Consider the following 24,546-nt stretch of genomic DNA (forward strand, 5'->3'; position numbering starts at 1 on the left):
CCTCCACATCGTGGTGGTCCTGCGCCCAGTCGTCACCGACGAACAGCATCCGGGTCTCCCGTCTCTCGGCACCAGGTCCGGCAGCCTCCAGGAGATCCACCACGCCCTAATGGTCAAGTGCTCACGCCACGATCAGCGGGCACGACATCCCATCTGTGGTCCGCTCTCCCGACCACCGGCAGGGGCACGGTCTGACCTTAGGACTCGTCCTGCGTCCAGGGGCCTCGAGTGCTCACCTGCTGGCGGCTACCGGAACCGAGCCTGCCTCACGGCTGCCCGGTATGTCCCATTAGGGGCCCGGCGTCGCGGGTACCGTGCCACGGCTCCACGTCCATGGCGTCTTCGAGGAACGGGGCGACCCGCANCCNCGCCGTCTCNCCGNGGNGGGTGNCCGGCCCGCCGATGACGTTCCCGGACGCGCTGAGGGCCGGCGCGCCCTGCGGCTGCACCCCGAGCTGTGCAGCGCCGTCACGCCAGACCGACCCCATCCAGGCGTCGTCGACCCGGACCGGCACCCACCTCATCGCCTGCTCACTTCCCCTTCGGCTGGCAGTTCGACCCCTTGTTACCGGTATCGGACGGGGTGCAGGACGGGGCGCACGACGACGCCGGGGCGCACTTCGGGTTCGGTTTGCACGCCATCGGCACTCCGACATGCCGGCGGGCCTGGTCGAGCGCCTCGACCTGGGCGCCGAACGCCTCCCCGGCCAGGATCGCGCCGAGCCCGGTCCGCCGGACGTTGCCGCGACCGCATGGCGGGTGAACACACACGGAGACACCGTGCCATCCGGCAGAACCGCGGCAGTGCCGTGCCCGCAGCCCCCGCACGTGTCGGCCACGTCGACGCCGGCCGGCGCGGCACGACCGAATCCGCGGGCCTGGTCGCGGCCGGTGTCGGTGACCCCGAGGGCGACCAGGTCGGCGTGTGCGGCGTCGATGTCCGCACCCGCACCGGTGTCGATCAGGCCGACACGCAGCGGTACCGAGCGGCGGACCGCTTCGGCGATGTTCGCGCGGGTCCGGGCATGCGAGCCCGGCCGGCCCGTGACCGTCTCATGGCCGGCTGGGTNGGCCGCGTAGTGTAGCTGGTCGCCAGCCGCACCCCGGGCAGGGTGAAGACCTTCCACAGGGCGGCCGTGACGTGCAGCAGGTTCGTGTAGATCTCCACCTGTAGTCCGGCGGCCAGCGCATGGCCGACCAGGCCGGCCAGGCCGGGGTGCAGCGTCGGTTCCCCTCCGATCAGCTGCACCATCCCCACACCGAGCTCGGCCGCGGCGTCGATCACCGCACGCCAGTCGGCCGCACTCATCGTCCCGTGGTCCCCGAGCGGCGACGAGTCCGCGTAGCAGTGGCCGCATGCGAGCTGGCACCGGCCGGTGATCTCCAGCCATAAGAACGTCGGGGCCTCAGCAACAACAGTCATGATCGTGCTCCCTCGCGTTGAGGTTTACCTCCGGGCGGCTACCCGGCGGCGCGATCAGAGGTCGTCGTACTCGCCGCGTTTCACCGCGGCGACGAGATCGGCCCACGCCTGCGGCGTGATCCTTATCGGGGGGCCGAGGGACGAGCGGATCAGGACCCGGTGCTCCCCGCGGGCTACCTCGACCACGTCGACCGCGTTCCGGTTCATCCGTGACGGGCGGCGCCACGGCGATGTCACGTCGGCCGGGGCCAAGCTGGACGGCTGCACGGGACGGGTCCTCTCATGGTGGGGCCCGCCTGCCGCGGCGGAGCGGGTCGGCGCCGGGGCAGACGGGGAACGTGGGGCCTCCCACCCGCAGGCCGGAATCCGGGACGCCTGTATCCGACAGGCGCCCCACCTCGGGTGGAAGGGCCGTGCGGGAGGAGACCGCCAGGTTTGTGGACGACGAGGCGGCCCCTCGTCTCAGGGGCCGGGCAGTCCGGCGGGGATCGCCGGCCGGGACGGCACCGACACCCAGCGCAGAATGTCCGGGTGTCGCGCGGCGTAGTCGTCGGCCGCGTCCAGCGAGGGGAAGCCGAGGACAGTCCCTACCGGGTCGTCGTCGTGGTCGAGGACGACCACCGTCCACAGCCGGTCGCCCTCGGGGTCGACTGGTGCCCGGCGAGCCTCAGCGACCCTGACCCCACGGACGACCCGGGTTCGCAGCGGCCCGTCCGGGTCAGCCACCGCAGCATCCCACACGGCCTGCGGTGTCCGGGTGGGGAGGGGCGGGNGGGGGCCGCCGCTCGCGTCTGCGGCTGGCCCTCCTCCCGCCCCNGCCACGGGGCCCTGCCCGGCCAGGGAACGCCCCGCGGCGGTGAGGGGCAGGCCAAGGCGGACCCGGTGGCAGGCGGAGGGCATCCGGCCGGCGGACCCGCCTGGCGCCCGCATGGGGGAAGNCACGATGCGCTCCTCTGCTGGTCCGGGAAGGTGGCCGGCGTGTGTCCCTCCGCGCACGACCCATCACACAGCGCGTGACACCTCGATGGGAGGGTGAGATCTTCTGTCCCATGGGTGGGAAAAAATGTCTCACCCATGGCGCACCGACGGCCGAGGGGAAACGTCGTGCACGCTGATGGGGTCGAGGCACTGAAGGCGCAGTTGGCCGAACGGTTCTGCCAGCTCCAGGCCGAGAAGGGCCTTACAGGCACTGAGCTGGAGAAACGCACCACCCACAACCGGAAGAACGCCTCCGCCATCCGCAACCGCGGCCGGCTCCCGACCCGCGACATCCTCCAGGCGTACGACCAGGTGTTCGGCACCCGCAGCGAGCTAACCGACCTCGGTGAACGAATCCGCGCGGCGCAGAAGGCGGTACGGCTGACCGAGTTGACCGCCGCGGCGGGGGTAGATATCCCCGAGCCGCAGGCCGCAGAGTCGGAAGGGGAGGNGAGGGGGACGGACAGGCGAACGTTCTTCGAGCTCACCGCGGCCCTTGCAGCCGACACCTATCGGCGGCGCGCGCGGCTCGGTCCTGATGCGCTGACCCTCGCCAGCCTTGATGGGGCGGTGGACCGTCACGCAGCCGCCTTCACGAGCACGCCTCACGACGCGCTCGCGCCCGAGGTGTTCAGGACCTGGCAGTCTGCGGAGAAGCACATCGAATCCGGGGTCAAGCCACGCGCACACGCGAAGTTGACCCGTGTGGCTGGGTTGTCCGCTTACATGCTCGCCCGGCTTGCCTTCAACATGGGCGACCAGGACGCATCCCAGCAACTCGTGATCCAAGCCCGGGACCACGCCGAACAGATCGATGACGATGTGCTGACGGCGTCTGTTGCCGCGATGGACTCCACTCTGTGCTTCTACAGGCAGCAGTACGACGAGGCGGCGAAGATCGTCCGTAAGGCTGGGGCAGTCGCGGATCNCCCCTACNCCCGGGCCCGCCTGTTCGCCTACGAGGCCCGCGCCTACGCCGCGTTCGGCGACCCGACGGCCACGCGGGAGGCGCTCGCACGCATGAATGCGGCCGTCATCGAGACACAACCACGGCCGGGGAGTTCCCCGTTCGGCCGAGCGAACGCCGACTGGTTCACCGCCGGGCTGCTCGCCCGGCTGGGTGCTGGTACGGAGGCCGAGCCGCTCGCGCGTCAGGCTGTCGAGGCGTTCGATAGCGGCCGGGCCACAGGCTTCGAGGACCACGGCCATGCCCTTATGGTCCTGGCGACTACTCTGCTTCGCCGTGAGCGTCCGGACCCGGCGGAAGCCGCGATGCTTGGCAGCCGCGCATTGGAGCTGGTAGCGGACCGGCCTACGCACACCGTCGTTACGCGCGCCTGCCGCCTCGTCAACGATCTCTCCGGGTACGGCTCGGTGCCGGAGGTGACCTCTTTCCGGGAACAGCTCACTACCGCCCCGCGTCCCGCTTTGATGGGCTGATGACGTTGGAACTGGCCGAGCCCACGCCCCAGGTCTACGTGCCGACCGTGACAACCCGCCGGCTGAGCCTCAGCGGCTGGACAGCCGTGGACATCCCGGCGTACACGGCGATGGCAGCCCACCCGGATATGAGCGCGTACACCGGTTCACCGGCAGACGAGGGCGCGGTCTGGCGAATGTTCGCTTTCCAGGTGGGGCACTGGGCGTTGCAGGGGTTCGGGATGTGGCTCGCGCATGACCGGACGACCGGCGAGTTCGTGGGCCGGGTGGGGCTGTACGAGGAGTACGGCTGGCCCGGCACCGAGGTGGCCTGGACCATCCGCCGGGAACGGTGGGGCGAGGGCCTCGCTACCGAAGGCGGCGCTGCGGCCCTGGAGTATGCCTTCGAGGTGTTGGCCCGGGAGCGGCTGATCAGCATCATCCACCCGGAGAACGCGGCCTCGATCCGTGTCGCGGAGAAGCTCGGCCTCGCTCTGGCCGAAGGTCCGGTAGACCGGGGCGGGAGACCCCGGAACATCTACGCGATCACCCGCCACGACTGGGCCGCTCGCCGGCAGGCCAGCGCCCCCGCCGACACAGGCTGAGCGGCCGAACCGGGAGGCCGCATGTGATCGTATGGGTGGCCATAAGATCACTCAGAACACCCGCGGTCGGCCCGCCTTCCCTCGCTGCGAAAGAAGTGCGAAGGAACTGCGAAAGAACCCCCGGGTGGCCGATGTTGACCTTCGCGGAGCCGGGAAGGTCAACATCCACGGTCGGCGCACACAGACCGGACCGCCTCCGTGGCCTGGCGGAGCGTGTCGAACAGGCTTTACGCGGCCGGGTCCTCCGCCTCGCCGCGGCCGCCAGCCCGAAGCCGCACTTCGAGGTGCATCCGGACGGCGCTGTACCGACGGTCCCCCTCCGGGGACGACACCCTGATCACATCCATGACCTCGGCGAGCACGGTCGCTGCCTTCGAGCCGAATCTTCATGCTGCCCATTCTCCGTGCGTGGTGTGCCGGCCCGGCCTCCCGGGGTCGCTGGCCCGTCCCGAACGGGACGGCACGGGCCCGGCGGCCCTTCGCCACGATGTGGATCACGTCCTGGGTGAAGTCGACGTCTTCGACGGTGAGGTTCGCGATCTCGGCGCGACGCGCACCGGTGTCCATGAACAGGCGGATGATCGCCTCGTCGCGGCGGGACACCAGGTCCCGGCAGGCACAGCCGGCGAGCAAAGTCCGGATCTGATCGTCGGTGAGAACGGGCACCGGCTGTTCGGGGACGACGGGCGGGCGCATCCGGTCGAGCGGCGACCGGTCGAGATCCTCTTCCTCGGCGAGCCACTGGCCGAACTGCTGCAACGCCCGGAAGACGAGGGACACGGTTGCCGGGGCGTGGGTGGCCGCGTAGTCCGCCAGGAAGGCTTCGACGTGGGAGCGTTCCAACTCGGCCGGGTCGGCCGGGCCGCCGTTCGCGGCGAGGTGGCGGCCAAGCGCGCCGCGCTCACCCGTCTCGACGATCATCTGATCGGCGGCTGAGATGCCCCACTCCCCCCGACGGCGGCCCGGCAGGCGTGCTACACCGGTTGCTACAAACGGTCGGATTTCCCGGCCCCAGAGGCGCCCCGTCGGGGGGTTCGGGGGGTCGTCCCCCGACTAGCATCGCGGCTGCTGGCGCAGTTGATCGCAGATCAACAAGCATGCGGAACCAGCCCGTGGGCGCGGCAGGGATCGAACCTGCGACCACTCGCTTGTAAGGCGAGCGCTCTTCCGCTGAGCTACGCGCCCGGGAGATGACGAGGCCGACTAAGACTACGCAGCGGCGAGCCCCGGCGGGAGCCGGCCCTCCACGACTCCCCAGACGCAGGCCGGCTCCCGCAAGGACGATCTTAGAGGATGGCGAGCGCCTTGAGGTACTCGGCCTGGTCCCGCGCGTCGGGGATGTTGTTGACGACCTTCCAGCGGACAACACCCTCCTTGTCGATGACGAAGGTGCCCCGCAGGGAGATGCCCCGCTCCGCGTTGAAGACGCCGTACGCGCTCGCGACGGCGCCGTGCGGCCAGAAGTCGGCGAGCAGCGGGAACTCGTAGCCCTGCTGGTCGGCCCAGACCTTGTGGGCGAACGGCGAGTCGACCGACACGGCCAGCACCTGGACGTCGTCGTTCTGGAACGAAGCGAGATCGTCCCGCACGGAGCACAGCTCGCCCTGGCAGACNCCGGTGAAGGTCAACGGGTAGAACAACAGGACCACGTTGCGCTTACCCTGGAACTCGGACAGCGTGACAACCTCGTTGTTCTGGTCCTTCAGCGAGAAGTCCGGGGCGACGGAGCCAACCTCGACGGCCATGGGCTCTTCCTCTCCACAACGGTGGGGAACTGATCAGGGACCGGTGACCACAACGGGTGATCACTACGGCGGCGGGCCCCGCGCCAGATCCGGCGAAGGTACTCACCGATCGGCATGGATGTCCCGATCCAGCATGCCATTGCCGGCTACCTCGAAGCTGGCCACCCATCCGCGGCGTGCCCTACACGACCTTCCGGATCTCCGCCGTACCGCCTGGAACCGCACCCGACCTGGACGTTCACACGCATGCTCGACAATCAGATCACGGCGATCAGATCGGGACGAAGGGTGTCCTTCCCGGTCCGGTGACCCCGATGCGGCGGGNGCGCGGGNTTTNGAGGCCAGAGNGCCCTAGTCTGGCCGATCGACGCGGGAGCCGCACCCGCCGGACATGCGTGGGGGCATGGTGCCGTGCCCCGCGGCCACCACTGGTATGGACACCGATGAGGACAGGGCCACGTTGACCAATCAGAGTTCCACCCCGCACGGATACCCCGCCCGGGAACCCCACCCGATCGACGGGCCGGGCACATCCACCGGCGGATTTCCGATCTATGCGTTTCGTGAGTCTCTGACCGGCCACGAACCGCAGCAAGGCTACCCCGCCACCCCCGACTACGGGACACCGGGTCTGGCCGGACCACCTGGTTCCCCCGACACGTTCCAGGGGTCCGGCCTACTCGGGAGGAGGCGTAACCCCTTCGCGGTGTGGCTGGGTCTTCCTCTGATCACCCTGGGTGTCTACCCGTTCGTCTGGATCTACCGGACGAACAAGGAACTCGCCGAGTATGACCGGCGCATCGAGGTGAACCCGACGCTGTCGCTGCTGGCCTTCCTGATCGGCTGGGTAATCATCGTCCCGCCGTTCGTCGCGGCTTGGCGGCTCGGCACCCGCGTCCGCGACGCCCAGCGTGCGGCCGGGGTAGCCGAGACGAATCCGGTCCTGGCCTTCGCTCTCTTCCTCATCGGCGGCGGCGCGCTGGTCCTGCAGTTCGGAATCAACCGCATCTGGGACCGCTACCCCGGGGCGGTCGAGGGCCAGCAGGTGCCGCTCTACCGGTGACCGCCCTACCGGTGACCGCCCGCCGCCCGGCCCACCTGGAGCGCCGCCCACGGCGGCGAGAGACGCCCATACACCCCGCGTACGTCCCGGAGGCACGCGAGCACGGCGGTGCGCGCCTGCCTCGACCCGGACCCCGAAACCGGGGGAACCGGCCCGAACCGACCAGGCCCGGCCGAACCGACCAGGCCCGGCCGGGCCCGGACCGGCCAGGCCCAGCTGGGCCGGACCGGGCACCCTGGGTCAGCGGTGACGCACCCGCTGCGACTTCGGCGCCGCCAGCCGCTGGCCGGACCACTCCTGGGCGACGCTCAACGTGCTGGTCTGGACGAGACCCGCGGTGGGCACCGCGTCCAGCACGTCACTCGGCTCGACATGGCCGGCACGCCCGGCCTTGGGCGTCAGCAGCCAGATCACGCCGTCGTCGGACAGCTGCCGCCGTGCGTCGATGAGGGCGTTCGCCAGGTCCCCGTCATCCTCCCGCCACCACAGCAGGACGATGTCGACGACGTCGTCGGAGTCCTCGGGGACAAGCTCGGTCCCGCTGGCGCTCGTGACGGCGTCCAGCAGGTCCTGGGCGATGTCGTCGTCCTCGTTGAGCGACTGCACCTGGGTCCCGGCGGAGACTCCCAGCCGCTCCGCTCGGCGCTGACCCTCGGCGTTCGCCGCGGTCGGACTCACCCTCCACTACCTCCTGCTCGTATGTCGACGCTCCGCGTAGCCGCGAGGGCGTCCCGTCTCGGTGGACGCATCCAATGATGATCCTCATCGATCGGTGCGCCTCGACCTAGTCCACCGGACCTTCCGGTGACTGCGCAAGTGCCACGCCGTCGGTTGTGGACAAGCGACGGCGTGGTCAGCCTGATGTGNCNCCCCGCCAGTACCCCGGAGAGAGCGGAATCATCCCGCCAGGAACGACATCCGGACCGTTCGATCGGGGTTGTCCACGTTGAGGTCCACCAGCGCAATGGACTGCCAGACCCCGAGCGCGAGGCGGCCGTCGATCACCGGGACCGTCAACGAGGGCGGGATGATGGCCGGCATCACATGCGAGCGGCCGTGACCGAGCGTTCCATGTGCGTGGCGCCATCTGCCGTCGGCGGGGAGCAGATCCGCGAGCGCCGCGAGCAGGTCGGCATCACTACCGGAGCCCAACTCGAAGATGGCCACGCCGGCCGTGGCATGCGGCACGAAGACCGACAGCAACCCATCACCGGAACCGGCAAGGAACCGCCGCGCATCGGGTGTGAGGTCCACCACACTTTCTCGCCGGCCGGTGCGCACGGACAGCGTCGTCGTCTTCATCCGGGTCTCCATCAGGGTGATTGTCCACCACGGCGGGGCCCGGCATCGGCCGCACTACGGACGACATGCCAACAACGCACCGCACATCGCCCAGGTCCCGACCCGGAAGTAACAAGACGTACGTGACGAGGCAGCTGCGATAGAGCACGATGGTCCATGACAGGCCCGTTCTCCGGGTGACCCCCCTCTCGGCCACCGAGGGTCGGCCATCACCCAGAGCACAGGCGTCGTATGGGATGAGCGAGCGGCCGGGATGCGGCGGCGCATTGATCATGCATGTTTCCACCCCGGTACGTTGCGAAAGTGACCACTGGGCCGACGGTCATACGATCAGGACCTTTTCGCATGGTCGTGACGGCCCCGGGAAGCTCGAGGAGCAGGAGAAGGCGTGGCGCAGGACACACCCCGGAAGTTCTCGGTCATCACCGATGGGCTACCGAGTCAGCTGCCGGATATCGATCCCTCCGAGACCAGCGAGTGGCTGGAGTCGCTCGACGCCGTCATCGAGGAGTCCGGCCGCGGCCGGGCCCGCTTCCTCATGTTGAAGCTCCTCGAACGGGCCCGGGAGAAGGCGGTCGGTGTTCCCGGTCTCACCAGCACCGACTACATCAACACCATCAGCCCGGAGCGGGAGCCCTGGTTCCCCGGCAACGAGCACATCGAACGCCGCATCCGGGCCTATATCCGGTGGAACGCGGCCATCATGGTGAGCCGCGCCAACCGCCCCGCGTTCAATGTCGGCGGTCACATCGCGACCTACGCCTCAAGCGCGAGCCTCTACGAGGTGGGCTTCAACCATTTCTTCCGCGGCAAGGACCATCTCAGTTCCTCGCCGGGAAGTGCCTCGGGTGACCAGATCTTTATTCAGGGTCACGCGTCCCCGGGCATCTACGCCCGCGCCTTCCTGGAAGGCCGGCTGACGGAGAAGCAGCTCGACGCCTTCCGGCGCGAGGGCGAGTCGGGCGGCCTGTCGTCCTACCCTCACCCTCGGCTCATGCCTGATTTCTGGGAGTTCCCCACGGTTTCGATGGGACTCGGGCCGATCGGCGCCATCTACCAGGCCCGGTTCAACCGCTACCTGCTCAACCGCCAGATCAAGGACACCTCGGGCAGCCGGGTGTGGGCGTTCCTCGGCGACGGCGAGATGGACGAGCCGGAGTCAATCGGCGCGCTGGGCGTGGCCGCCCGCGAGGAGCTCGACAACCTCATCTTCGTGGTCAACTGCAACCTGCAGCGCCTCGACGGCCCGGTCCGCGGCAACGGCAAGATCATGCAGGAGCTGGAGTCGCTGTTCCGGGGCGCCGGCTGGAACGTCATCAAGGTGGTCTGGGGCCGCGACTGGGACCCGCTGCTGGCCAAGGACACCGACGGCGTGCTGGTAAACCGCATGAACACCACGCCGGACGGGCAGTTCCAGACCTACTCGACGTCGTCGGGCGAATACATCCGGGAGCACTTCTTCGGCTCGGACGCCCGGCTGCGCCGGATGGTCGCGGACCTCTCCGACGACGATCTGCGCAAGCTCTCCCGCGGTGGCCACGACTACCGCAAGCTCTACGCGGCCTACAAGGCGGCGACCGAGCACGCGGGCCAGCCCACGGTCATCCTCGCGCACACCATCAAGGGCTGGACCCTGGGCAAGGACTTCGAGGCCCGCAACGCCACCCACCAGATGAAGAAGCTGACCAAGAGCGAGCTCAAGGAGTTCCGCGACCGGCTCTATCTGGAGATCCCGGACTCGGCCCTGTCGGGTGACCTGCCGCCCTACTGCCACCCGGGGCCGGACTCTGAGGAAATCGCGTACATGCGGGAACGCCGGGCCGCGCTCGGTGGGTCGATCCCGCGTCGGGTCGTGCGGGCCAAGCCGCTCCCCCAACCGCCAGCGAAGATCTTCGACGAACTCCGGAAGGGCTCCGGCAAACAGCCCGTCGCCACGACGATGGCCTTCGTCCGGCTGCTGAAGGACCTCATGAAGACCAAGGAGATGGGCGCGCGCTTCGTGCCGGTCATCCCCGACGAGGCCCGCACCTTCGGCATGGACGCGATGTTCCCGACGGCGAAGATCTACTCGCCGCACGGGCAGCGCTACGAGGCCGTCGACCGCGAACTGCTGCTGTCCTACCAGGAGTCCGAGACCGGTCAGATGCTGCACGAGGGCATCAGCGAGGCCGGGTCGATGGGCTCGGTGATCGCCGCTGGCACGGCGTACGCCACCCACGCGCAGCACATGATCCCGGTCTACGTCTTCTACTCGATGTTCGGCTTCCAGCGCACCGGCGACCAGATGTGGGCGCTCGGCGACCAGCTCGGCCGCGGGTTCCTGCTCGGGGCGACCGCCGGTCGGACCACTCTCAACGGCGAGGGCCTGCAGCACCAGGACGGCCACTCCCTGCTCCTGGCGTCGACTAACCCGGCCTGCGTGGCCTACGACCCCGCCTTCGCCTTCGAGCTGACACACATCGTCCGGGACGCGCTCGACCGAATGTACGGCGAGCGGGACGACAACGTCTTCTACTACCTCACTGTCTACAACGAGCCGGTGCCGCAGCCTGCCGAGCCCGCGGGTCTCGACCCGGCGCAGATCATCTCCGGGATGTACCGGTTCCGCTCGGCTGAGGACCTGGCCGGCGGGCTTCCGGCGGCGGGGGCCGGCGTGGGCTCCCCGCCGCGGGCGCAACTGCTGGCCAGCGGGACTTCCATCCACTGGGCGCTGGCGGCGCAGGAGATCCTTGCCGCCGACTTCGGGGTCGCCGCCGACCTGTGGTCGGTGACCTCGTGGAACGAGCTTCGGCGAGATGCGCTCGACTGCGACCGCGCCAACCTGCTCAACCCCGAGGCCGACGACGCCGTGCCGTACGTGACCCGTGCCCTCGAAGGGGCCGCCGGCCCGGTCGTGGCGGTCTCCGACTGGATGCGCGCGGTGCCCGACCAGATCTCCCGGTGGGTTCCGCAGCCGTTCACCTCGCTGGGCACCGACGGGTACGGCCGTTCCGACACTCGGGCCGCCCTGCGCCGGCACTTCAAGGTCGACGCCGAGTCGATCGTCGTCGCGACCCTGGAAGCCCTCGTCCGGGCCGGTGAGGTCAAGGCCACCACGGTCGGGGACGCGATCAGGCGATTCGGGTTGCGTGCCGACAAGGCCGGCCTGGACGGGCCCGAGGCGATCGTGGCCGGCATCAGGATCGTGGCCGGCGCCGAGCAGGACGAGCGGCCGATCTCGGGCTGACCGACCCACTCAGGCCCCGGACCACTCAGGTCCCGGATTGCCCAGGCCTTCGGGCCATCCGGGACCTCCCCGGCGCCGACGGAGCCACCTGCGGGCTCCCCGGCGCCGGGGCCCGAGGTCACGGTGCCGGACCGGACCCCCGCGTGGCCCACCCGGCGCGGAGCCCGGGTGGCTGGGTCCGGAAGGTGGGGCCCGGAAGGTGGGGCCCGCGCGATGGAGCCCACCACNCCGCNCCCGCCGGACCGGATCCCACGGCACCGGAGCCGCCGGGCCGTCCGGCCCCACCGCGCCCGCATCACCGCCTCCAGACCGACCCATCCGGCCCACCGCGTTCGGGCCATCGCCTCCAGGCCCGCCCATCCGGCCCATCCGGCCCACCGCATTCGGATCGGTACCTCCGGGCCACCCCGGCCGGGCAGCGGGCCGCGCACCGAACCCCTTGGCGTCCGATCTCGGCCCCGCGGCCTCGGGTTTCATTCTCCGGGCCCACCGCGTTGCCCCCCTGCATCCAGGCGCGCCCGGTTCCGGCGGGCCCGGCCCGGACCCCCCGGAGGAGTTACCCAGCGCATCGGCACTGTCCGTGATGAACTCCACCGCGCTCGGCTTCATCGGGGTCCACCGCCGTCCCCGATTCGGTTACGCCCCGGGTCTTTCGCGGTACCCCATGTTCCACTTGATGACGCGTTGAGTTCCGCATCGCCGCCGCGGACACTAGTCTCTCGAGGGTGATGTCCAAAGGTTGGTCACGCGGCGTTACCAGCTGTGAAACCGCCGGCGGCGAAGCCCTCCGGCACGTACTCCCGGCCCCCGTCGGTGTCGGAGAGCAACGAAAACCCGCCTGCCGATCATCGCACGGCCACGTCGCGGTCCGGTACGGTCAGGCATCTGTCAGGTCGCTGTCAGGTCAATTGTCAGGTCAATTGTCAGGTCAATCAGGAGCCGGCCGGCCAGCCGATAACCAGCCGACCGGCCGGCGCGCGGCTGCGGGTCGTGACGAGGCCCGCGCGGCGTCTGCTGCGACGGTCGAGGAGGACGAGGTGAATGGTGTGGCGACGACCACCGCACCCGCGGCGGCATCACCTGAACCGCGGACAGGCGGGAGCGCGGTGAGCCCACGGCGGTCCCAGTGCGGCGTCGCAAGCCGCGTGGACGGGACGGCGGCATGATCCTGCGGGCCCGTCGCATCGAGCGGCTGGAGGAACATCCCAACCTCCGCGGCATTCTCGGCATCCTCGCCCAACTCGTCCACACCACCGACACGGAGCTCGTCTCGCTCGCCGCCGCCTGGCGCAACTCGGGGTACCTCGCCGCTGCCCGGGACAAGGCGCTCTCCCCCGACTCTCCATTGATCGTCGAGGTGCTGGCCGCCTTCGACGCGTTGAGCGCGATCTACGCCGACGACCTCACCGGCGCGGAGTACGTCACCGTCGAACCGACGATCGCCGCCACGGCTCTGCGCGCGATGCGCGACGCGGTCGCCGCCTCCTACTCCCGGCCCATCCTCGGCCGCGCGGAGTACGCGGCACTGATGCGTCCGTGGCGCACGGTCTACCCCCGCGCGCGCTCGCACGAACCCGACCTCGGCCCGGCCGCGGCGGACGTGAAGCGGGTTCTCGCGGCACTCCCGGTCCTCGCCGGGCGCTGCCACGATCCGGACAGCCTCGAGGTCTTCGACGGCCTGCTGGTGTCCGCACTCACCCGCGACGACTCCGCGCATCAGATGGCGATGGACGCCGCCTTCGCGAGCGCCGTGGTGACCGGGCGTCGCCGGGTGTGGACCCTGGTCCGGCGCAGCGCCGCCGAGGGTTTCTGGCGGTTGTGCCCGTACTGCCGCGGCCATCGGGGCACCGATTCGAGCGAGGACCGGCGGGNCATGGAGCTGTGCGCCGACCTGGCCTGCGCGCTGCTCGTCGAGGATCTCCTCGATACCGACCAGTTCACCCGGCTGACCAGCCCGCTGCACACGCTCATCCCGTTGCAGCACCGCCGCGGTCGCTGACGCCGCCGCGGTCCGCCCGGCTGCCGGTCCACCGGCCCGGCTCAGCCGGATGCGCCGGGCCGCCGCGGCCGGTAGACGATCAGTCGGGCTCCGCCCGGAGTGATGACGATGCGTTCCACTCCCTCCGTGACCTCGCCGTCACAGGCGAACGGCAGCGGGCCGGGCTGACGGGATGAGATCGTGACCCGTTCGACCGTGTGTTGTTCGTACACCCGGCTGCGCCCGAGACGGCCGGTCAGCACCGCCCCCACCAGCCGGAGCCGGGCAAGCGACGCCGCGGCGTCGACCACCCGCAGGTCCAGCAGCCCTTCGTCGAGGCGGGNGNGGNAGGNGGGGGNGAACCCGTCGGGCTGGTAGATCCCGTTGCCGACGAAGATCAGCCAGACCCGGCGGTACTCGGAGTCGATCTCGACCTCGAACGGCGTTTCGTGGCGCAGCACCCAGCTCAGCGCGATGAGCATCGCCGGCCACTTGCCGATGCGGCGCTCGAACCGCGCACGGATGGCGACCATGTCCGGGTAACCGCCGAGGCTCGCGGTGTTCACGAAGATGCGGGAGAACCGACTGAACGTCGCGCCGATGCCCTCGGCCCGGCCGATGTCGACGGCGACCGCCGAACCCTCCCGTATCGCCTGCACCGAGTCACCCGCCCCGGCGAGTCCGACGTCCGCGGCGAAGTGGTTGAGCGTGCCCGCGGGGAAGACCGCCAGCGGCACGCCGTGCGCCAGCGCGGTCTGGGCGGCCGCGTTGATGGTGCCGTCGCCGCCGGCGACGCCCAGCACACGGGACCGCGCCGCCGCGGACCTCAGCACGGTTCTTACGTCGCCGCCCGCGTCGACCTCGACGACCCGGGCCCTGGGCAGGTCGGCCCGCAGCACGGCGAGCAGGTCCGTGTGGTTACCCGGACCGGAACGGGCGTTCACCACCACGGTAAGGCCGTCGCCGTCGGGCAGGGCGGGCGCCCACGCCGACGCGGGGCTGGCCCGGGCGGGGGCCCACGGCCGACGCGGCATCACCTTCGTCGTCGCCAGGCCCGCCCCTATCCCCAGCAGCACGCCGGCGGCCACGTCCCCGGGATAGTGCACCCCGACGTACACCCGGGAGAACGCCACCGCGGCGGCGAGCACAGCCACCGGCACCGCCGCGCCGGGTGCGTCCAACGCGACTCCGGTGGCGAAGGCGGCTGCCGACGCCGCGTGCCCAGAGGGGAACGAGAACGTCGTGAGATCCTCGCGAAGCCGCCGCAGCGGGGGAATCGTGTGAGTCGGTGGGCGGTCCCGGCGGAACACCACCTTCATCGGCCCGTTGGCGAGAACGCTCGCGACTCCCAGGGCGAGCAGGCCACGGACGGCCGCCGGGCGACGGCGTCCCTTCGTCGCACCGAGCGCCCCGGCCACCCCCCACCAGAGCAGACCATGATCGGCAGCGTGGGACAGCCGCGGCAGCGCCGGGTCGAGCAGCGGTCTGCCGCCGGCCAGCGCCGCGAAAAGCGACCGGTCCGCACTGGTGAAGGCGTGCAGGAACGTCCGGCCCAGCGCGATGTCACGGCGCATGAGGATCCGGACGCGCCGACCGACCCGGTTCTCCGCGGGCCAGCGGGGAGCGGTCCCGTTTCCCGGCCTCGTCACCGACCTTGACGCCACGCCGGCACCGTACCCGTAAGGGGGACACCCAGATCAACTGGGATGAACTTCACATCCTCCCGAACTCCACGGAAGGAGCGAGCAGAAGGAGCTCGCTGTCAGGCCGCGCCTGTCAGAACGCGACCGTCAGAACGCGACCGGGGCCTGGCTCGCCCATCTCGGAGCCGGCGGCCGTGCCACGCCCCCGGGCCGGGGCAGCGCCCGTCGTGGCTCGACGGTGCGACCTGTCGGCAGGATCTCGCCGGTGTCCTCGAACAGAATCACCCCGTTACACAGCAGGATCCAGCCCTGGTCCCAATGCTGGCTGGCCACCCGGGCAGCGTCGCGATCCGCACTGTCCGCCGTGGGGCAGGGCGGACAGTGCGGGCAACCACGTCGCCGGAGCGCGGCTGTGCGTGAGGCGTCAGCGGGCAGGGGAACTGAGGACGGCTCGGGCGAGGAGGGCTCCGGGTCGTCGGTGGGCACCGGGGACGCCGATGCCGGGTCTGAAACGCGAACAGCTTGCACGAGCACCAGACGTTACGCCTCTCCGTAAGAAGCGTCACACCGAGGCGCGTGTGAAGGGGCCGACGTGTCTGCGACCCTTGACTCGCAAGTCAGCGTGGGCAACGGCCGTGACCAGCGCGGATGCGAAACGCGGCACATCGGGAACCAGCCGGACGGACCACGGGGTGTCTACAGCGAGATACCGGTAACAGGACCGGACCATCGGATCGGTAGGTTACGGGGCGGTGGCCGAGCGGTTCCGCCATCCTGACCGCAACAATGACGTGGGCCGGTTCCGCTGATGCGCCCACCTGCATGAACGGCGCCCGTTGTCCCCGGCGACCGGGCATCGACACGGCAGAGCCACGGACAGGCACCGGTGAACGGCCACGGACCCGGACATGCCCGGCCACAAGGGGGGGTACGGACGATGGACGGTGCCACGGGTGTCGGTACCGGTACCGACGCCTTCGGGGGCATCCCCACCGGCGGGGGTTTCGGCCCGCGTGCCGGCGGACAGCCGGTCGAGGTGTCGGTCGTCATGCCGTGTCTGAACGAGCAGGAGTCGGTCGGCGTCTGTGTGCGCAAGGCCCTTGCGGGACTGGCCACCGCGGGTGCCGCGGGCGAGGTCGTCGTTGTCGACAACGGATCCACGGACCGGTCGGCGGACGTCGCCGCAGCCGCAGGTGCCCGGGTCGTCCGCGAGACCCGGCGCGGCTACGGCAACGCCTACCTGGCCGGGTTCGCCGCCGCCCGAGGCCGGCTGATCGTGATGGGCGACGCCGACGACTCCTACGACTTCTCGGATCTGGGCGTCCTGCTCGCTCCGCTGCGCGCCGGGCGGGCCGACTACGTGCTCGGGTCGCGCTTCGCTGGAGAGATCCTGCCGGGAGCGATGCCCTGGCTGCACCGTTACGTCGGCAACCCTGTGCTCACCGGCANCCTGAACCGGCTGTTCGACGTCCGTTCCTCCGACGCGCACTCGGGCATGCGGGCCTTCAGCCGAGAGGCGTACCTGCGTATGCAGCTGCGCTGCGAGGGGATGGAGCTCGCCTCCGAACTGGTGATCGCCGCGGGCCGCGCCGAGCTTCGGATCGAGGAGGTGCCGATCACTTACCATCCGCGGGTCGGGGCCTCCAAGCTGCACTCCCTGCGGGATGGTTGGCGGCACCTGCGGTTCATGCTGCTGCTGGCGCCGAGGCACCTGTTCGTGCTGCCCGGCCTGGTGCTGCTGGCGCTCGGGATCGTGGGCCAGGCGGCGCTGCTGCCCGGCTCGCTCAATCTCGGCTTCCACCGGCTGGACCTGCACTTCTCGATCCTGTTCGCGCTGCTGGCGCTACTCGGCTGGCAACTGGTGCTGCTGGGGGTCTGCGCCGACGTCCACAACCACGCCCTCGGCTGGCAGGAGCGCCGCCGCTGGCCGCTGCCGCTCATCCACCGCCTGTTCACCCTCGAACGCGGGCTTGCGCTCGGCGCGGGCCTGTTCATCGTCGGATTTGTCGTGGACGTGGTCGTCCTCGTCCGCTGGCTGGTCAACAATCTCGGACCGCTCAACGAGATGCGCCCGGCCCTGCTCGCGATGACGCTGATGGTGTTGGGCGCGCAGACCGCCTTCGGATCCTTCTTCCTGCGGCTGCTGACCGCCGGACCCAGCGGGGGGCATCAGCGGGCGTCGGCCCGCGGTACCCGTGCCGGCACGGGTACCGGCACGGGTACCGGCACGGGTACCGGCACGGGTACCGGCACGGGTACCGGCACGGGTACCGGCACGGGTACCGGCACGGGTACCGGCACGGGTACCGGCACGGGCCCTGACGCGGGCCCTGACGCGGGTGCGGGTGCGAGTGCCGGCGCGGGCTCCACCCAGGCCGAGGCGAGCGGTCCACGGGCCGACACGCCCGGCCTCGGCCTGTGCTTCGAGGCGCCGGAACACCCGGCCGAGGTCGTCAGGTTCTGAGAACGGCGGATATTCATCATGGCCGTCCTGGGCAGAATGGTCGTCTCGGGCAGACGCCGCTTTCCACCGCTGCCCGGTGACGCCGCGCCCGTCTCCCTATGCGATCCCGCTGTCTTCGGGGATGACCCCGCCTCCGGGAATGACCCCGCGGATGACCTCGCCGCCCCGGGCCGGGTGCCGTCCGGGGAGCACCCCGGCCCGCTCTACGGCCCGAACGCGCGGCGCCGTGAATCGGGTCCGGCCTCCGCCCAGCCGGCCCGACCCGCCCGGCCGGCCCGACCCGCCCGGCCGGTCGCGCGGCATCTGCCCTTCGCGGTTCTCCTGGTCGCCGGGATGACCCTGCGGGTGGTCACCGGGTACGCCTACCGGCCGGCGTTCGAGTTCAGCGGAGACTCCTACGCCTACCTGCGACTTTCCACCCTGCACGCGCCCGACCCGATGCGGCCGGCCGGATACCCGGCCTTCCTGCGCCTGCTGTCGCACACCGGCGACCTGTGGTGGGTGACGGTGGTCCAGCACGTCGCGGGCCTGGCGCTCGGGGTGGGGATCTACGTCCTGCTGGTCCACCGCCGAGTGGCGGCCCCGGTGGCGGCCCTCGCCGCCGCGCCGGTCCTGCTGGACGCCTACCAGCTGGTCCTCGAGCACTACGTGATGGCCGAGACCCTGTTCGCGGTCCTGCTGGTCGCCGCGATGATCGCCCTGACCTGGTCGGCNCGACCGTCGGTGTGGGCGTGCGGGCTCGCCGGCCTGTTACTGGGCGGGGCGGGCCTGGTCCGCACCATCGGGGTCGCCATGGGTGTGCTCGCCGTGGGCTACCTGCTTCTTCGTCGCGTCGGATGGCTCCGGCCCGCCGCCTTCGCCGTGATGCTCGCCGTTCCACTCGTCGGATACGCGGGCTGGTTCCACCACGCGCACGGGAAGTACGCGCTCACCGGTGGGGACGCGGTGTGGATGTACGGCCGGGTGGCACCGATCGCCGAATGTGATCGCCTACACCTGAGCACGCGCCAGCTCGTCCTGTGCTCCCCGCATCCGGTGGCGGGGCGGCCCGATCCCAGCTACTACGTCTGGAACGGCAACAGCCCGCACTGGCGGCTCGACATGCCCGACGACAAGCGGGACGCGCTGCTGCGCGACTTCACCCGCCAGGTCATCCGGTATCAGTTCGGTGACTACGCCCGGATGGTCGGCGGGGAGATCGCGCACTACTTCGCCCCGGGCCGACCGGTCGGGCACCGTGACTGGCCGGACGCGACCTGGCGGTTCCCGACCGGTAACGAACCGCGCTACCTACACAACGGCGAGCCACTGCTCGGCTTCCACGGGGACGCGCCCAGCCGCGTCATCCGCGAGCCGTCCGCCGGTTTCCTGCGGAGCTACCAGCATCTCGTCTTCACGCCCGGTCCGGCCCTGGCCGGGATGGTGATCCTTGCCGTCGTCGCGATCATGATCCCGGGACGGGACCGCCGTGCGCCGCCGGGGAACCGTGGCTCCCGGCGCCGGAGAGGCCTGCGGGACCGGGCCGCCGAAGATCGACGGCTGCGGGCGGACATGGCCCTCCTCGTGGCGGCCGGGGCCGCCACGCTCATCGTCCCGGCCGCGACGGTGTGCTTCGACTACCGCTACCTGCTCCCCGTCCTCGTGCTCTTCCCGCCTGCCGCCGCGCTCGCGACCCGCCGGTTCGTGCTGCTCAATCGATCGCGCCGGGCGCCCGCGGAGGAGCCGGGGATCAACGGCTCCAGCCGAGCCCCAGCCGGGGTGCCTCCATCGCCGGGCAGGTGTCCATGACGACGTCCAGCCCGGCCTCGCCCGCACGCGCCGCGGCAGCCTCGTCCCGCACACCGAGCTGGAGCCAGACCCCCTTCGCGCCGATCTTCACCGCCTCGTCGACGAGCGGGCCGGCCAGCTCCGACCGGACAAACAGGTCGACGACGTCGACGGGAAACGGGATCTCGCTCAACGTCGCGTATCCCTGCTCCCCCGCGACCACGGGTGCCGAAGGATGCACCGGCACGACGTGCTTGCCGTGCCGTCGCAGGTAGTCCGCAATGCTGTAGGCGGTCCGGCGGGTGTCGTTGGACAGCCCCACCACCGCCCAGACCTCGGTGTCGGTGAGCATGCGGCGAATGGTGTCGTCATCTCCGAAGCGCATACCCGCATAACCGCCCATGCCGCCCGGTTCATCCGGACCGCGGAAGGACTTCTCAGTTCCCGGCAACGATTCCCGGCAACGGGGGCGAGAAGCACGAGCCCCGGTGGAGGCGGGCGCATAGGATCTTCACGTGGAGAACGTGGAGCTTTCCCCGCTTCCGGCCGCCGGGGGACGGCTGGCCGCCGGGGCTGGAGCCGGCGGTGAGTGACAAGCACGAGGTGACGCTGTCCGCCTCGGCCGAGCGGGACCTGTCGAAGCTGGCCGAGCTCACCCGCGGCGAGGTCCGTCGGTTCCTCGACGGTGCCCTGCGCGACGATCCGCGCAAGGCCGGCACTCCGATCCCCGGCGAGCAGGTCGGCATGCACGAGGCCAGCGGGCGGACCTGGCGGATCCTCTACCGGATCGACGCCAACACACGCTCTGTGCGCGTTATGGTCGTCGCGCCGCGAGGTGCCCGCTCCCGGATCGTGCCAACGATCGGCAACGCCCGCCCCGCAACCGGATGGCGCCGGGTCTGAGCCCGGGCGGTCACGAGGCCCGGGCGGTCAGGAGACGTTGACGCCGAAGTCCAAGGCGATCCCGCGCAACCCGGAGGCGTATCCCTGACCGACAGCGCGGAACTTCCATTCCCCACCGTAGCGGTACAGCTCACCGAAGATCATCGCCGTCTCCGTGGAGGCGTCCTCGGTGAGGTCGTAGCGGGCCACCTCCGCGCCGTTCGTCGCGTCCGTCACCCGGATGAACGCGTTGCGGATCTGGCCGAAGGCCTGCCGACGCGAGTCGGCATCGTAGATGGACACGGTGAACACGACCTTCGCCGCCTGCGGGGTCAGCATCCGCAGGTCGACGTTGATCTGCTCGTCGTCACCGCCGCCGCCACCGACCAGGTTGTCACCCAGGTGCTTCACCGCACCGTCCGGACTCACCAGATTGTTGAAGAACACGAAATAGCCGTCGGAGAGGACCTGGCCGGCGTCATTCACAATGATCGCGCTGGCGTCGAGATCGTAGGCGGCACCGGTGGTCTGCCGCACCTGCCACCCCAGGCCCACCGTCACGGCAGTGAGGTTGGGGGCGACCTTACTCAGCGAGACATTGCCGCCCTTGGACAGCGACACGGAGGTCATATCCTCACCTTAGTACGAATGGTCCCCGCCCTGCCGACCGGCGGGCCCTACGGCTCGATCAGGCGCCACCGGTCTGGTGTTCCCGGCTCGGAACGCGCCGCGCCGGTTGCCTCCAGCGTCGCGAGGTACGACATCGTGTCCATCACGGCGTTCTGCAGCGCCACCCCCCGCAGGTTGCGGAACGGCCGATGCCAGGTCACGTATCCGGCGACGTCCCAGACCCGCGAGGCACCCGCGCGCAGTCCCTCGACGACCTCGGACAGCCGGCCGGCGTGATGCGCGTCGAGCTCCGCGAGCCGGCGCTCCAGCCCGGTGAACCGGTACTCGTGCGCCGGCAGCACCTCCTCGGCCGGCAGGCTCCGCAGCCGGGCCAGCGAACGCAGGTAGTCCCCCAGCGGATCAGGAACGGCCTCCTCCGGCGCGGATACCCCGACCGCCGTCGAGGGCAGGACGTGGTCCCCGGAGAACAGCAGCCGGTTGGTCGGCTCCCAGAAGCAGAGGTGTCCCGGCGAATGGCCCGGTGTCCACAGCGCGGTGAGATCCCAGCCCGGGATGTCCGGCCGGTCGCCGTCTTCGAGGAGGATGTCGGGTCGCGATAGGCCCGGGGCCGGCTGCTGGTAGCCCGCCAGCAGCCGCTCGGTCATCTCGGCGGGCGCCCCGGCCCGGATCATCAGCTCGGAGATCCGGTCGGCGTAACCATGTTCGAAGTGCCGGAGCATCGCCTCGTCCAGGCGATGCAACGAGACCCACGCCCCGGATGCCTCCCGGATCCGGTTCGCCAGGCCGTAGTGGTCCAGGTGCGCATGGGTCACCACGACGCCCCGCACGTCGGCCACCGACATCCCGATCATCGCCAGTCCGGCCTGCAGCTCGTCGAACGCCTCGTCGAAGTCCCAGCCCGCGTCCATCAGGAACGGGCCCGTGGAGGTCTCGAAAACGTACACGAACACGTGCGCCGGTTTGGCCCAGGGCAACGGGACGGGAATACTCCACAGTCCCGGACGCACCTGCTCGACCGGTGGCAGGGGCCGACGCCACCGCGCGGCACCGTCCCGGCCGGCCCGCTCCACGGCCGGCTGCGGCCCGGTCTGACGCGGCACACCGACATCCCCGAGAGCAGCGTCCACGACCTCACCCACCCGTTTTCTCCGGCGCCCGACGGCGCGTGCATCGCGTACCGCGGCGCCCCGGGCCTGCGGCACCCGTCTCTGGGCCTGCGCCACCCGACGGAACCTTGGCGCGTCCCGGCCAACCTGTCATGCTATACCGCGCCGCCCGGTACCCCCCGANCNGGGCGGCGCCATACTTNCCCNCCGCCGTCACCGCCGTCACCGCCGTCNCCGTCACCGCGCCGGTCAGGAGGGGCAGGGCAGAACGGTGAGGGATCCCGGTGCCCGGGAGCGCCGCCCGTCGAGATCGGTCACCGTGGCCGTGTAGGTGATCGCCCCGGCCACACGGGCCGGGCCCACCGGGCCGGACCACGTCGACCGGTTACCCGTCGCCCGGTCAAGGACCAGCGACACACTAGCCCTGCCTCCGTCGGGGAGGTTCACCACGAGCTCCGCGGCGAAGATGCCGGTCGCGTCCACGACGGACACCGTCACCGTGGACACCGTCACCGGGGACGCGGTCACCGGGGACGCGGTCACCGGGGACGCGGTCACCGGGGACGCGGTCACCGGGGACGCGGTCACCGGGGACGCGGTCACCCTCGCGGCCGGCGCGCAGCCGGACGGGTACAGCGTCGTCGGCGCCGCGACCATCGACACCACCTGTGGCGAGCCGTCGACCCTGGCGGTGACCCGCACGTCGCCCCCGCCATCACCCTTGCGGGGCCTGACTGGAACGGTCACATCGATCGGTCCGGACGGTGCCGCCGCCCGATCAAGAGTGATCACCAGGGGGACGACGGCCCCCGGATCGATCCGCGACCGGCCGGGCACCACGGTTAGCCAGGACGGGCTGGCGCCGATCACGACGTCGACCGGCGCCGTGCCCTCGCCACGCAGGTCAAGCCGCCAGACGGAGTCGACGTCACCCAGGTCGACCCTGGTCGAGCTCAGGCTTAGGGCCGGGCCGGCGGGCCGCGCAGCGACCGGGACGGCCGGTGACCCGGGCGGCGGTCCGGTCCGCGGCCTCGCGGCGGTCGGGGCAACCCGTGGCGAAACCGACCCGATGCCGGTGCTCGGGGAGGCCGCGGACGCGGTGGAAAGGGCCGGACCGGCACCCGGCCGGGCAGTGACCGGGGCCGCCGTCACGTCCGCCGGCCCGTCCTCGTCACCGGGCGTGGGTGCCGGCGCTGCGACCGGCGCACCCGGCCTGCCTCCGGAGGAACCCGCACGATGGTCGCCGGCCATCCGCCCACGCACAACCACCAGACCCGCAACGATGACGACCAACACAGCCACCACAGCGATGATGCGTCCCCACCGGATCGGCAGGATCCGGCCTGAACGCCCCCAGGGAGAACGGTGACGTCCCGGCGATCCCGGGCCCCCCGCACCATCATGCGTCATCGTGACGAGATTAAGCCGACGGATTCTCGCTAGGGGACCAATTCGCTCGTTTCCGTCACGAAGTACGCCGAGATCTCTCTCGGCCCTCGGGTCGAGACGGGATGCCCCGATTCTCCCCATTGACCCCGTTGTCGCCGTTGTCGCCGTTGTCGCTGGCCTCCCGGCTCTCCCCGGTCCGCCGGCTGCGAGGCCTGCCGGGCGGCCCGCCCCGCAGCCGGCGCCCCCACCAGACCCACCATGCCAACGTCTGGGTCACCAGCGCGAAGCCGAACAGCAGATCCTCGACCGGAGCGTGCGCGATCCGCGGGCCGAGGATCCGGCGGGGGTCGTAGACGACGATGCCGAACCCGGTGAGGATCCCATTGGAGATCAACTGGAACAACGCGATGATCGCATAGGAAGTCCAGAAAACCCGCCGGGTCAGCAGCCGGGTCCGCAGGACCCACAGGTCCATCGCGATCGCCAACGCGACCCCGACGACCGCCAGGGCCGTGTAGCTCACGGCCGATCACCATCGGGAGTCCCATCGGAACGCGTCGCGCTCGGATGGGCGGGCTCGTCGCCGACGTCCCAGCCCCGCACCGCGCGCACGGCCTCCAGCGTCAGGATCGCGCACATCGGCACCACGGCGAAGAACAGCAGCTCCTCCAGGGGAAGGCCCCCCGGAAGCAGGATCCCGGTGATGCGGCGCCGGTCGAAGCTCCAGTGCCCCGCGGAGACGGCGAACAGGTCCCAGACAACGAAGATCACGATGACGGGGGCGAGGGTCAGCAGCAGCCGAACCGGCCGGGCGTACACCCGGGTGCCCAGAAACACCTCAAGCGGCGCCGTTCCGAGCAGGCATCCCGCCAGGACCGCGAGGTAGCTCAGATGGCGCATCGGCGGCTCGGACGGCGCATCGACAA

22 protein-coding genes, 1 tRNA gene and 2 pseudogenes are annotated in these 24,546 nt (G+C 70.8%); 8 read left to right on the forward strand and 17 right to left on the reverse strand.

Annotation, left to right across the window (positions count from 1 at the left end; all coding sequences use genetic code 11):
- Window positions 1-531 precede the first annotated feature (531 nt).
- The 4 genes from ALLO2_RS26360 to ALLO2_RS10540 form a co-directional block, all read right to left on the reverse strand.
- The gene (locus ALLO2_RS26360) at window positions 532-771 is read right to left on the reverse strand and encodes a hypothetical protein (protein WP_198030986.1); all 240 of its coding nucleotides are present in this window, start codon (window positions 769-771) and stop codon (window positions 532-534) included.
- Between the two features lie 190 nt (window positions 772-961).
- Window positions 962-1,423, reverse strand: coding sequence for a radical SAM protein (locus ALLO2_RS10530; protein ID WP_011437432.1), 462 nt, complete (start codon window positions 1,421-1,423; stop codon window positions 962-964).
- 54 nt (window positions 1,424-1,477) lie between these two features.
- Window positions 1,478-1,690, reverse strand: a complete 213-nt coding sequence (locus ALLO2_RS10535; RefSeq protein ID WP_011437433.1) for a DUF397 domain-containing protein — start codon at window positions 1,688-1,690, stop codon at window positions 1,478-1,480.
- Window positions 1,691-1,885: 195 nt separating this feature from the next.
- Complete coding sequence (locus ALLO2_RS10540; RefSeq protein WP_035731635.1) at window positions 1,886-2,149, reverse strand: hypothetical protein; 264 nt, start codon at window positions 2,147-2,149, stop codon at window positions 1,886-1,888.
- A gap of 378 nt (window positions 2,150-2,527) precedes the next feature.
- Here ALLO2_RS10540 and ALLO2_RS10545 point away from each other — a divergent pair, with 378 nt between their 5' ends.
- Both ALLO2_RS10545 and ALLO2_RS10550 read left to right on the forward strand, forming a co-directional pair.
- Window positions 2,528-3,841, forward strand: a complete 1,314-nt coding sequence (locus tag ALLO2_RS10545) for a hypothetical protein (RefSeq protein ID WP_035731761.1) — start codon at window positions 2,528-2,530, stop codon at window positions 3,839-3,841.
- Entirely contained in the window at window positions 3,841-4,425 is a 585-nt protein-coding gene (locus tag ALLO2_RS10550) for a GNAT family N-acetyltransferase (protein ID WP_011437436.1), read from the forward strand. Before ALLO2_RS10545 ends, ALLO2_RS10550 begins: the two co-directional genes overlap by 1 nt.
- 51 nt (window positions 4,426-4,476) lie before the next feature.
- Here ALLO2_RS10550 and ALLO2_RS28205 read toward each other — a convergent pair whose 3' ends face one another.
- The 3 genes from ALLO2_RS28205 to ALLO2_RS10565 all read right to left on the reverse strand — a co-directional run bounded on the left by ALLO2_RS28205 (window position 4,477) and on the right by ALLO2_RS10565 (window position 6,170).
- A complete protein-coding gene (locus ALLO2_RS28205) occupies window positions 4,477-5,346 on the reverse strand; it encodes a tyrosine-type recombinase/integrase (protein ID WP_011437437.1) in 870 nt (289 codons plus the stop codon).
- Window positions 5,347-5,538: 192 nt separating this feature from the next.
- Window positions 5,539-5,610, reverse strand: a tRNA-Val gene (locus tag ALLO2_RS10560).
- A gap of 101 nt (window positions 5,611-5,711) precedes the next feature.
- Window positions 5,712-6,170 carry a peroxiredoxin gene (locus ALLO2_RS10565; protein WP_011437438.1) on the reverse strand — a complete coding sequence of 153 codons (459 nt, stop codon included), beginning with the start codon at window positions 6,168-6,170 and terminating at the stop codon, window positions 5,712-5,714.
- Between the two features lie 460 nt (window positions 6,171-6,630).
- Between ALLO2_RS10565 and ALLO2_RS10570 the strand changes: the two genes are divergently transcribed.
- The gene (locus ALLO2_RS10570) at window positions 6,631-7,233 is read left to right on the forward strand and encodes a DUF4234 domain-containing protein (RefSeq protein WP_232235024.1); all 603 of its coding nucleotides are present in this window, start codon (window positions 6,631-6,633) and stop codon (window positions 7,231-7,233) included.
- Window positions 7,234-7,473: 240 nt separating this feature from the next.
- On the opposite strand, the gene ALLO2_RS10575 is transcribed toward ALLO2_RS10570, so the two are convergent.
- Both ALLO2_RS10575 and ALLO2_RS10580 read right to left on the reverse strand, forming a co-directional pair.
- Window positions 7,474-7,911, reverse strand: coding sequence for a DUF3052 domain-containing protein (locus tag ALLO2_RS10575; RefSeq protein WP_011437440.1), 438 nt, complete (start codon window positions 7,909-7,911; stop codon window positions 7,474-7,476).
- 219 nt (window positions 7,912-8,130) lie between these two features.
- Entirely contained in the window at window positions 8,131-8,535 is a 405-nt protein-coding gene (locus ALLO2_RS10580) for a secondary thiamine-phosphate synthase enzyme YjbQ (RefSeq protein ID WP_011437441.1), read from the reverse strand.
- 388 nt (window positions 8,536-8,923) lie between these two features.
- Here ALLO2_RS10580 and aceE point away from each other — a divergent pair, with 388 nt between their 5' ends.
- Window positions 8,924-11,761 (forward strand): pyruvate dehydrogenase (acetyl-transferring), homodimeric type, encoded by a 2,838-nt coding sequence (gene aceE, locus ALLO2_RS10585; RefSeq protein WP_011437442.1) that lies wholly within the window; start codon window positions 8,924-8,926, stop codon window positions 11,759-11,761.
- Window positions 11,762-12,923: 1,162 nt separating this feature from the next.
- The gene (locus ALLO2_RS10590; protein WP_035731646.1) at window positions 12,924-13,760 is read left to right on the forward strand and encodes a hypothetical protein; all 837 of its coding nucleotides are present in this window, start codon (window positions 12,924-12,926) and stop codon (window positions 13,758-13,760) included.
- A gap of 41 nt (window positions 13,761-13,801) precedes the next feature.
- Here the strand turns inward: ALLO2_RS10590 and ALLO2_RS10595 are convergent.
- Both ALLO2_RS10595 and ALLO2_RS27805 read right to left on the reverse strand, forming a co-directional pair.
- Window positions 13,802-15,313: pseudogene (locus ALLO2_RS10595) on the reverse strand (bifunctional phosphatase PAP2/diacylglycerol kinase family protein).
- A gap of 216 nt (window positions 15,314-15,529) precedes the next feature.
- Entirely contained in the window at window positions 15,530-15,916 is a 387-nt protein-coding gene (locus tag ALLO2_RS27805; protein ID WP_011437445.1) for a DUF5999 family protein, read from the reverse strand.
- 403 nt (window positions 15,917-16,319) lie between these two features.
- Between ALLO2_RS27805 and ALLO2_RS10605 the strand changes: the two genes are divergently transcribed.
- Together ALLO2_RS10605 and ALLO2_RS10610 are read left to right on the forward strand one after the other, a co-directional pair.
- A complete protein-coding gene (locus tag ALLO2_RS10605; protein ID WP_035731653.1) occupies window positions 16,320-17,846 on the forward strand; it encodes a glycosyltransferase family 2 protein in 1,527 nt (508 codons plus the stop codon).
- 18 nt (window positions 17,847-17,864) lie between these two features.
- Window positions 17,865-19,634, forward strand: a complete 1,770-nt coding sequence (locus tag ALLO2_RS10610) for a hypothetical protein (RefSeq protein WP_023841276.1) — start codon at window positions 17,865-17,867, stop codon at window positions 19,632-19,634.
- Here the strand turns inward: ALLO2_RS10610 and ALLO2_RS10615 are convergent.
- A complete protein-coding gene (locus ALLO2_RS10615; RefSeq protein ID WP_023841275.1) occupies window positions 19,576-19,998 on the reverse strand; it encodes a CoA-binding protein in 423 nt (140 codons plus the stop codon). The genes ALLO2_RS10610 and ALLO2_RS10615 overlap by 59 nt on opposite strands.
- A gap of 200 nt (window positions 19,999-20,198) precedes the next feature.
- On the opposite strand from ALLO2_RS10615, the gene ALLO2_RS10620 reads away from it, so the two are divergent.
- On the forward strand, window positions 20,199-20,516 hold the full coding sequence (locus tag ALLO2_RS10620) for a type II toxin-antitoxin system RelE/ParE family toxin (protein ID WP_011437449.1): 318 nt from the start codon (window positions 20,199-20,201) through the stop codon (window positions 20,514-20,516).
- Window positions 20,517-20,543: 27 nt separating this feature from the next.
- On the opposite strand, the gene ALLO2_RS10625 is transcribed toward ALLO2_RS10620, so the two are convergent.
- From ALLO2_RS10625 to ALLO2_RS10645, 5 genes and pseudogenes are all read right to left on the reverse strand, one after another.
- On the reverse strand, window positions 20,544-21,125 hold the full coding sequence (locus tag ALLO2_RS10625; protein ID WP_011437450.1) for a TerD family protein: 582 nt from the start codon (window positions 21,123-21,125) through the stop codon (window positions 20,544-20,546).
- 47 nt (window positions 21,126-21,172) lie between these two features.
- On the reverse strand, window positions 21,173-22,264 hold the full coding sequence (locus tag ALLO2_RS10630) for an MBL fold metallo-hydrolase (protein ID WP_011437451.1): 1,092 nt from the start codon (window positions 22,262-22,264) through the stop codon (window positions 21,173-21,175).
- A gap of 216 nt (window positions 22,265-22,480) precedes the next feature.
- On the reverse strand, window positions 22,481-23,533 hold the full coding sequence (locus ALLO2_RS10635; protein ID WP_175455943.1) for a hypothetical protein: 1,053 nt from the start codon (window positions 23,531-23,533) through the stop codon (window positions 22,481-22,483).
- 322 nt (window positions 23,534-23,855) lie between these two features.
- Window positions 23,856-24,143, reverse strand: a pseudogene (locus ALLO2_RS28210) (lycopene cyclase domain-containing protein); the annotation flags it as partial.
- Window positions 24,140-24,520 (reverse strand): lycopene cyclase domain-containing protein, encoded by a 381-nt coding sequence (locus tag ALLO2_RS10645; protein ID WP_011437454.1) that lies wholly within the window; start codon window positions 24,518-24,520, stop codon window positions 24,140-24,142. The gene ALLO2_RS10645 and the pseudogene ALLO2_RS28210, both read right to left, overlap by 4 nt.
- Between the last annotated feature and the right edge of the window lie 26 nt (window positions 24,521-24,546).

This window comes from Frankia sp. Allo2 (assembly GCF_000733325.1).
Taxonomy (GTDB): domain Bacteria; phylum Actinomycetota; class Actinomycetes; order Frankiales; family Frankiaceae; genus Frankia; species Frankia casuarinae.